This window comes from Cupriavidus sp. GW823-FHT07B10, from assembly GCF_058794355.1.
On record NZ_JBXAGS010000033.1, the window covers coordinates 25,334 to 32,856 of the forward strand.

Genomic DNA, 7,523 nt, shown 5'->3' on the forward strand with positions numbered 1-7,523 from the left:
TGGATCACGGGAGACACCGCGGTCATGGCGTGGCCTCCGGTGCCGCCCCGGTCGGCGCGCCGGCCGGGATCTTGGGTTCGACCCGGCCGCGCAGCGCCGCCAGGCCCAGGCGGGTATCGAAGGCATCGCGCAGCGCGTCGCCCATGAAGGTCAGCAGCAGCAGCGTGACCACCAGCACCGCGAAGGTCGACAGCGAAATCCACCACGCATCCAGGTTGGCCTTGCCCTGCGCCAGCAGCTCGCCCAGGCTGGGCGTGGTCGGCGGCACGCCCATGCCGAGGAAGTCCAGGCTGGTCAGCGCCAGGATCGCGGCGCTCATGCGGAACGGCAGGAAGGTGATCACCGGGGTCAGGCTGTTGGGCAGGATATGGCGCCACATGATCTGCACGTTGGACAGGCCCAGCGCGCGCGCGGCCTTGACGTAGTCGAGAGAGCGGTTGCGGTAGAACTCGGCGCGCACGTAGTCGGACAGGCCCATCCAGCCGAACAGCGACAGCAGGATGATCAGCAGCGCCAGGCTGGGCTCGAAGATCGAGGCAAAGATGATCAGCAGGTACAGCTCCGGCATCGAGCTCCAGATCTCGATGGCACGCTGCGAGAACAGGTCGAAGCGCCCGCCGAAGAAGCCCATCAGCGCCCCGGTCAGCGTGCCCACCAGCACCCCGATCACGGTCAGCGCCAGGCTGAACAGCACCGACACGCGGAAGCCGTACAGCAGCCGGGCCAGGATGTCGCGGCCGCGGTCGTCGGTGCCCAGCCAGTTCTCTGCCGACGGCGGCGCCGGGTTGGGCTCCTTGGCAAAGTAGTTGAGCGAGTCGTACGAATAATGGTTCAGCGGGAACACCGCGAAGTTGCCGTTGGTGGTGATGCGGTCGCGGATATACGGATCGAGGTAGTCCGCGGGCGTGGCGAAATCGCCGTCGAAGGTGGTTTCCGGGTAGACCTTGACGATGGGGAAATACCATTCGCCCTTGTAGTGCACCACCAGCGGCCGGTTGCTGGACAGCAGCTCGGCGCCCAGGCTCAGCACGAAGATGACCACGAAGATCACCAGGCTCCAGTAGCCGCGCCGGTTGCGGCGAAAGCGCTGCCAGGCGCGCTGGCGCGGCGAAGGCGAATGCGGCAGCCCGTTGGGGGCCGCGTGCGTGAACAGTTTCATCGGTGCAAGCCCTCGAAATGGATGCGCGGGTCCACCAGCACGTAGCAGACATCGGAGATCAGGCGCGTGACCAGCCCGATCAGCGTGAACAGGTAGAGCGTGCCCAGCACCACCGGATAGTCGCGCCGCAGCACCGCCTCATAGGACAGCAGGCCCAGCCCGTCGAGCGAGAACAGCGTCTCGATCAGCAGCGAGCCGGTGAAGAAGGCGCCGATGAACGCGGCCGGGAATCCCGTCACCAGCGGGATCAGCGCGTTGCGGAACACGTGCTTCCACAGCACGCGGCGCTCGCCCAGGCCCTTGGCGCGCGCGGTCAGCACGTATTGCTTGCGGATTTCCTCAAGGAAGGCATTCTTGGTCAGCATGGTGACCACCGCGAAGCTGCCCACCACCGATGCCGTGATCGGCAGCACCAGGTGCCACAGGTAGTCCATCACCTTGCCCATCAGCGAGAGCTGCTCCCAGTTGTCGGAGGTCAGCCCGCGCAGCGGGAACCACTGCACGAAGGTGCCGCCGCCGAACAGCACCAGCAGCAGCACGCCCAGCACGAAGCCGGGGATGGCATAGCCCACCAGCACGATGATGCTGGTCACCACGTCAAAGCGGCTGCCCGCGCGGATGGCCTTGGAAATGCCCAGCGGCACCGATATCAGGTAGGTCAGGAAGAAGGTCCACAAACCCAGGCTGACCGACACCGGCAGCTTGGACTTGACCAGCTCCCACACGCTGCGGTGCTGGAAATAGCTCTGGCCCAGGTCGAACTGGGCAAAGCGCTTGAGCATCAGGAAGTAGCGCTCCAGCGGCGGTTTGTCAAAGCCATACAGGGCCTGGATCTCCTTGATCTTCTCGGGGTCGACGCCGCGCCGCCCGCGGTATTCGGCGCCACCGCCGCTGGCTTCGCCGGCACCGCCCCGCCCTTTCAGTTCCATCATCATCTGCTCGACCGGGCCACCCGGCACGAACTGGATCACCACGAAGGTCAGCGTGATGACCCCGATCAACGTCGGGATCATCAGCAGAATGCGCTTGAGCAGGTAGGCAAGCATCGGCCGGTCCTCTTCCTTGTCTTGTTCGCGGCGGGCGCGTCAGCGTGCCTGCGGCTGCAGGTCCGTGCGCCACCATTGGCTCAGGATCCAGCCTTCGGCCGTGTAGTAATAGGGAAGGCGCTCCGGGTAGGCCAGCGTCTTGCGGTAGGACACGCGGTGCGATGCGCTGTACCAGTTCGGCACGATGTAGTAGCCATGCATCAGCACCCGGTCCAGCGCCCGCCCGGCGGTGACCAGTTCCTGCCGGGTATGGGCGTGCAAGACGTTATCCACCAGCTTGTCGACCACGGGCGACTTCAGCCCGAACAGGTTGTCCGAGCCCGGCGTGCCGGCCGCCTCGCTGGAAAAGCGGTCGCGCAGCTCGTTGCCGGGGCTTTGCGAGTCGGGAAAGCGGATCGACACCATGTCGAAGTCGAAATCCTCCAGCCGCTTCTGGTACAGCGCAAAGTCCGTGGTGCGCTGGTTCACCTGGATACCAAGCTTCTCCAGGTTGCGCACATAGGTGGTGATGACGCGGCTCATGGCGCCGCCGTCGTCGAGGAACTCGAACACCAGCGTCTCGCCCTTGGCGTTGCGCAGCGCGCCATCCATATAGGTCCAGCCGGCCTGGGCCAGCAGGCGCCGTGCCTGGCGCAGGTTGTCGCGCAGCGAACGCGGCGCCGCAGTGCTGGGCTGGACCACGTCCGGGCCGAACACCTCCGGCGGCAATTCCGCACGCAGCGGCTCAAGCAACGCCAGCTCGCCCGGGCTGGGCCGGCCATCGAAGGTGGCGCTGGCGGCCAGCTCGCTGTTGGAGAACCAGCTGTCCAGCCGCCTGTAGGCGCCGTAGAACAACTGCCGGTTCAGCCATTCGAAGTCCAGCGCAAGGATCAGGGCCTGGCGCACGCGCACGTCCTGGAACACCGGCTTGCGCATATTCATCACGAAGCCCTGCATGCCGGCACCGTTGCGGTGCGGGAACTCGGTCTTCAGCAGCTCGCCGTTGCGAAAGCGGGTGCCCTGGTAGCTCTTGGCCCAGTTCTTGGCCTTGTATTCGACGATGGCGTCGAACTCCCCTGCCTTGAATGCCTCGAGCTTGGCGGTCTCGTCCTTGTACAGGCGGTAGGCCACGCGCGCGAAATTGAAGGTGCCGCGGCGCACCGCGAGATCCTTGCCCCAGTACTTCGGGTCGCGCTGGAAGATGATGCCGCGGCCGGCGTCATAGCGCTCGATCAGGTAGGGGCCACTGGTGACCGGCGGCTCGAAGGTCAGCTTCTCGAACGGAACCTTGGCCGTCCATTTCTTCGAGAACACCGGCAGCGAGCCTACGATCAGCGGCAGCTCGCGGTTGCGCTGCTTGAATTCAAAGCGCACCGTGCGCTCGCCGGCGACGATCACCGCCTTCACATCGGTACACATGCTGCGATAGCCCGGGCTCGAGGCCTTGCTCATCAGCATGTCATAAGAATATTTGACATCCGACGCCAGCACCGGGTCGCCATTGGTGAAGCGCGCCTGGGGCCGGATGGTAAACGTGACCGAGAGCTCGTCCGGCGCCACCGTGACGTCCTCGGCGAGCAAGCCATAGGCGCTCGCGCTCTCGTCGGCGCTGCTGATCAGCAGCGACTCGAACATCAGCGCGTTCAGGCCGGGCGCCGACGTGCCCTTCAGCGTGAACGGATTGAACTTGTCGAAGCTGGTGCGCCGGTCCGGATTGGCGAGTGTCAGCGTGCCGCCGGCGGGTGCATTGGGATTGGCATAGTCGAAATGCCGGAAATCCGCCTGGTACTTCAGGTCCCCGTGCAGCGCGAAGCCATGCGCCGCCAGCGCCGGATTTGAAAAGAGAGAGACCCCCGCCGCCAGCGCCATCGCCAGCCCGCTTGCGACCCAACCGCGCAGTACTGCATCCCGCCGGAAGCACTGCCATGCCGCCTGAAGCGGCCAACGTGCTTGAATAGGCATCCCGTTGGATTCCTCCACTATGACCTGTGGGGCCCGGCATTCTGCGGCCGGGCCAAGTATGAGACAATTTTACATGCGTCGGGGGTGGCGCCAGCCATCCGGACATTCCCTCTGCGCGGCGCAATAAAAACGGCCGCAAGACAGCAAAGGCACGCGCACGGCCGCACGGCGGACGCACGAAGCGTGCCTGATACACCACCTTGGAGAACTTATGGGATTTCTGGCAGGTAAGCGGATCCTGATCACCGGCTTGCTCTCTAACCGGTCGATCGCCTATGGCATCGCATCGGCGTGCAAACGCGAAGGCGCCGAACTGGCCTTCACCTATGTCGGCGAACGGTTCAAGGACCGGATCAGCGACTTTGCCAAGGAATTCGGCAGCGACCTGGTGTTCGAATGCGACGTCGGCAGCGACGAGCAGATCGCCGCGACCTTCGCCGCGCTGGGCCAGCGCTGGGATAAGTTCGACGGCCTGGTGCACTCGATCGGCTTCGCGCCGCGCGAGGCGATCGCCGGCGACTTCCTGGAAGGCCTGTCGCGCGAAGGTTTCCGCATCGCCCATGACATCTCCGCCTACAGCTTCCCGGCGCTGGCCAAGGCCGCGCTGCCGCTGCTGTCGGACAAGGCCTCGCTGCTGACGCTGACCTACCTGGGCGCAGAGCGCGTGGTTCCCAACTACAACACCATGGGCCTGGCCAAGGCCTCGCTGGAAGCCAGCGTGCGCTACCTGGCCTCGTCGGTCGGTCCGCGTGGCATCCGCGCCAACGGCATCTCCGCCGGCCCGATCAAGACCCTGGCCGCCTCGGGCATCAAGGGCTTCGGCAAGCTGCTCGGCCACTTCGAGCAGGCCGCGCCGCTGCGCCGCAACGTCACCATCGAAGAAGTCGGCAACGTGGCCGCCTTCCTGCTGTCCGACCTGGCCAGCGGCGTGACCGGTGAGATCACCTATGTCGACGGCGGCTTCAACGTGGTCGGCGCCAGCGTCGCGGACGCAGAGTAAGCCCGTCCCGCCAGCGGACCGCGGATGAAAAGGGGTGCCCGATGAGGCACCCCTTTTTTTGTTCCTTGCAGACCTGTGTGCGCAGCAGGTCCGCCTGCATCACGCCTGCGCCGCGGCTGGCGCGCCCTGCCGGCCCATGCTCAGCATCGACCACGCATAGACCACCAGGCCGCCCAGCGCCAGCAGCAGGCCGACCCAGCCGGTGGACTCCCAGCCGTAGCCGGCGGCAATGGTCACCCCGCCCAGCCACGCGCCGAGCGCGTTGGCCATGTTGAAGGCCGAGTGGTTGAGGGCCGCGGCCAGCGTCTGCGCGTCGCCGGAGACATCCATCAGCCGGATCTGCAAGGCCGGGCCCAGTGCCACCGTGGTGCCCACCAGCAGCACATTGATGGCAGCCAGCCAGGGATGCGACGCGGTCAAGGCGAAGGCGCCCAGCACCAGCGCCGCCCACACCAGCACGCCGCCGATGGTCGGCATCAATGCCTTGTCGGCCAGCTTCGCGCCGGCAAGGTTGCCCGCCACCGTGCCGATGCCGAACAAGGCCAGCACCACCGGGATACCCGCCGCCGGCATATGCGCCAGCTCGAGCATGGTCGGCTTGATATAGCTGAACACCGAGAACATGCCGCCGAAGCCGATCGCGCCGATACCGAGCGTCAGCCAGACCTGCTTGCGCTTGAGCGCCGACAGCTCGCGCAGCGGGCTGGCACGCCGGTCGGCCGGCACGAACGGGACCCACCGCCACACCAGCAGCGCCGTCAGTGCACCGAGGGCACCGACAATCACGAAGGCCGAGCGCCAGCCCAGCCAGGTGCCGACCGTGGCGGCGATCGGCACGCCCACCAGCGTGGCAGTGGTCAGGCCCAGCATCACCAGCCCCACCGCCTGCGCGCGCCGTTCGCGCGGGACCAGGCTGGCGGCCACCAGCGCCGCCACGCCAAAGTACGTGCCATGCGGAAAACCCGTGAGCAGGCGCGCCACCATCATCGACAGATAGGAAGGCGCCAGCGCGCTGGCGATATTGCCGGCGGCAAACACCGCCATCAGCGCGATCAGCAGGTTGCGCCGCGGCCAGCGCGCGCCCAGCACCGCCAGCAGCGGCGCGCCGATGACCACGCCCAGCGCATAGGCGCTGATCAGGTGGCCGGCTTGCGGGATGGAGATGGCGAGGTCGCTGGCGGCATCGGGCAGCAGGCCCATGATGACGAATTCGCCGGTGCCGATGCCGAAGCTGCCGACCCCGAGCGCCAGCAGCGGCAGGCGGCCGGATGGATTGCTATCGCGGGAAGAAACGGAAGTGTCTGCGCCGCGGACGGGATCCGCGGCGGAATGTGCATGTGGGGCGGCCATGTACAGGATTGCAGGATGTTCAACAAAATGCCGCCCGCTGACGGGCGAGGTCAGTGCCCTCGCCTCTGATCGATCCAGCGTGCTCCTGTGCGGCGCGCAGGCTGTATTGTGCGGCAAAACCGCAAATCTTGCCCGCGCCGGCCTGACTGGCCGGCGTTGCTTACTTGGTCACGTGGACCAGCCGGTGCCACCAGTACCGAAGCGAGTGCTTCGCTATGCCGAACACCGGCTTGTGGTGGATGCCCACCCGGATGATGTAGCCGTAGACCCCGACCAACGCGGCCAGGAACACAAGGGACCAGACGACCCCTGCACTGTCGGTCTCAGTCATTTCTTCTTCTTGGCGACCTCATCGTGCCCGCGAAACTGGACCGTGCTGAAGGGTGAGGCCGGCACGGATGGCTTTTTCGGTTGCTTGGGTTTCTTGGCTTCGCGGCTGCTGCGTAGTTGACTCTTGGCCATGATGGGCTCCTGAATGGCTTGCCTGGAGATAATGGCAATCCCAGCATACGCGCTAAATCGCCGGCGAAGGAAATATCTTTCGCGAAGAACGCGGCCATGCGCTCCAGCAGGCCGCGGGGACACATGCCCAGCTTGCGGGAAACAGGCGCATACTGGGGGCGGCAGCACCGGCTGGCGCCAGCAAGCCCAACACGCACGGCGTACCGTGACCGGACAGGAGTCTGCAATGGCACTGAATTTTCCCAATCCCAGCCGCAGCTACGATGCGGCGCGGCACTGCGTTTGCTTCTGGGGCTACGACAACGCGCGCGAAGTGGCCTTTCAGGTCACTGACGAAATCCTTCTGCGCCTGAGCCACCAGGGTGCCGCGGAAGAATCCGCCCTTCTCGCCACCTTCGACCATCATCGGGACCAGATCCTGCAACTGGCCAGGGACCTCTACAACCCCGGGGAACGTACCACCTACACGATTTCCTGACCGGAAAAACGCAGCGGGGGGGGGGGGGGGGGGGGGGGGGGGGGGGGGGGGGGGGGGGGGGGGGGGGGGGGGGGGGGGGGGGGGGGG

The 7,523-nt window shown here is 66.1% G+C and carries 8 protein-coding genes; 2 read left to right on the plus strand and 6 right to left on the minus strand.

Annotation, left to right across the window (positions count from 1 at the left end; all coding sequences use genetic code 11):
- Window positions 1-22: 22 nt before the first annotated feature.
- From AC1Q6V_RS34085 to AC1Q6V_RS34095, 3 genes are read right to left on the minus strand one after another with little or no spacing between them, the layout of a single operon-like run.
- Window positions 23-1,159, minus strand: a complete 1,137-nt coding sequence (locus AC1Q6V_RS34085) for an ABC transporter permease (protein WP_010814275.1) — start codon at window positions 1,157-1,159, stop codon at window positions 23-25.
- Complete coding sequence (locus AC1Q6V_RS34090; RefSeq protein ID WP_010814276.1) at window positions 1,156-2,205, minus strand: microcin C ABC transporter permease YejB; 1,050 nt, start codon at window positions 2,203-2,205, stop codon at window positions 1,156-1,158. Before AC1Q6V_RS34090 ends, AC1Q6V_RS34085 begins: the two co-directional genes overlap by 4 nt.
- Window positions 2,206-2,244: 39 nt before the next feature.
- The gene (locus AC1Q6V_RS34095) at window positions 2,245-4,146 is read right to left on the minus strand and encodes an extracellular solute-binding protein (RefSeq protein ID WP_454751422.1); all 1,902 of its coding nucleotides are present in this window, start codon (window positions 4,144-4,146) and stop codon (window positions 2,245-2,247) included.
- Window positions 4,147-4,357: 211 nt separating this feature from the next.
- On the opposite strand from AC1Q6V_RS34095, the gene fabI reads away from it, so the two are divergent.
- A complete protein-coding gene (gene fabI / locus AC1Q6V_RS34100; protein WP_010814278.1) occupies window positions 4,358-5,146 on the plus strand; it encodes an enoyl-ACP reductase FabI in 789 nt (262 codons plus the stop codon).
- Window positions 5,147-5,245: 99 nt separating this feature from the next.
- Here the strand turns inward: fabI and AC1Q6V_RS34105 are convergent, their stop codons facing one another.
- The 3 genes from AC1Q6V_RS34105 to AC1Q6V_RS34115 all read right to left on the minus strand — a co-directional run bounded on the left by AC1Q6V_RS34105 (window position 5,246) and on the right by AC1Q6V_RS34115 (window position 6,958).
- A complete protein-coding gene (locus AC1Q6V_RS34105; protein WP_454751421.1) occupies window positions 5,246-6,496 on the minus strand; it encodes an MFS transporter in 1,251 nt (416 codons plus the stop codon).
- 160 nt (window positions 6,497-6,656) lie between these two features.
- Window positions 6,657-6,827: a hypothetical protein gene (locus AC1Q6V_RS34110; protein ID WP_010814280.1), complete on the minus strand. Its 171-nt coding sequence runs from the start codon at window positions 6,825-6,827 to the stop codon at window positions 6,657-6,659.
- A complete protein-coding gene (locus AC1Q6V_RS34115) occupies window positions 6,824-6,958 on the minus strand; it encodes a hypothetical protein (protein ID WP_013957262.1) in 135 nt (44 codons plus the stop codon). Before AC1Q6V_RS34115 ends, AC1Q6V_RS34110 begins: the two co-directional genes overlap by 4 nt.
- A gap of 226 nt (window positions 6,959-7,184) precedes the next feature.
- Here AC1Q6V_RS34115 and AC1Q6V_RS34120 point away from each other — a divergent pair, with 226 nt between their 5' ends.
- Entirely contained in the window at window positions 7,185-7,436 is a 252-nt protein-coding gene (locus AC1Q6V_RS34120) for a DUF1488 family protein (RefSeq protein ID WP_010814281.1), read from the plus strand.
- The last annotated feature ends 87 nt before the right edge of the window (window positions 7,437-7,523 follow it).

What these genes read in the sequence shown, in the direction of transcription:
- AC1Q6V_RS34120 (WP_010814281.1), top strand. Translation starts at nt 7,185, where the DNA reads ATGGCACTGAATTTTCCCAATCCCAGCCGCAGCTACGATGCGGCGCGG.
- fabI (WP_010814278.1), top strand. Translation starts at nt 4,358, where the DNA reads ATGGGATTTCTGGCAGGTAAGCGGATCCTGATCACCGGCTTGCTCTCT.
- AC1Q6V_RS34110 (WP_010814280.1), bottom strand. Translation starts at nt 6,827, where the DNA reads ATGACTGAGACCGACAGTGCAGGGGTCGTCTGGTCCCTTGTGTTCCTG.
- AC1Q6V_RS34105 (WP_454751421.1), bottom strand. Translation starts at nt 6,496, where the DNA reads ATGGCCGCCCCACATGCACATTCCGCCGCGGATCCCGTCCGCGGCGCA.
- AC1Q6V_RS34085 (WP_010814275.1), bottom strand. Translation starts at nt 1,159, where the DNA reads ATGAAACTGTTCACGCACGCGGCCCCCAACGGGCTGCCGCATTCGCCT.
- AC1Q6V_RS34090 (WP_010814276.1), bottom strand. Translation starts at nt 2,205, where the DNA reads ATGCTTGCCTACCTGCTCAAGCGCATTCTGCTGATGATCCCGACGTTG.
- AC1Q6V_RS34115 (WP_013957262.1), bottom strand. Translation starts at nt 6,958, where the DNA reads ATGGCCAAGAGTCAACTACGCAGCAGCCGCGAAGCCAAGAAACCCAAG.
- AC1Q6V_RS34095 (WP_454751422.1), bottom strand. Translation starts at nt 4,146, where the DNA reads ATGCCTATTCAAGCACGTTGGCCGCTTCAGGCGGCATGGCAGTGCTTC.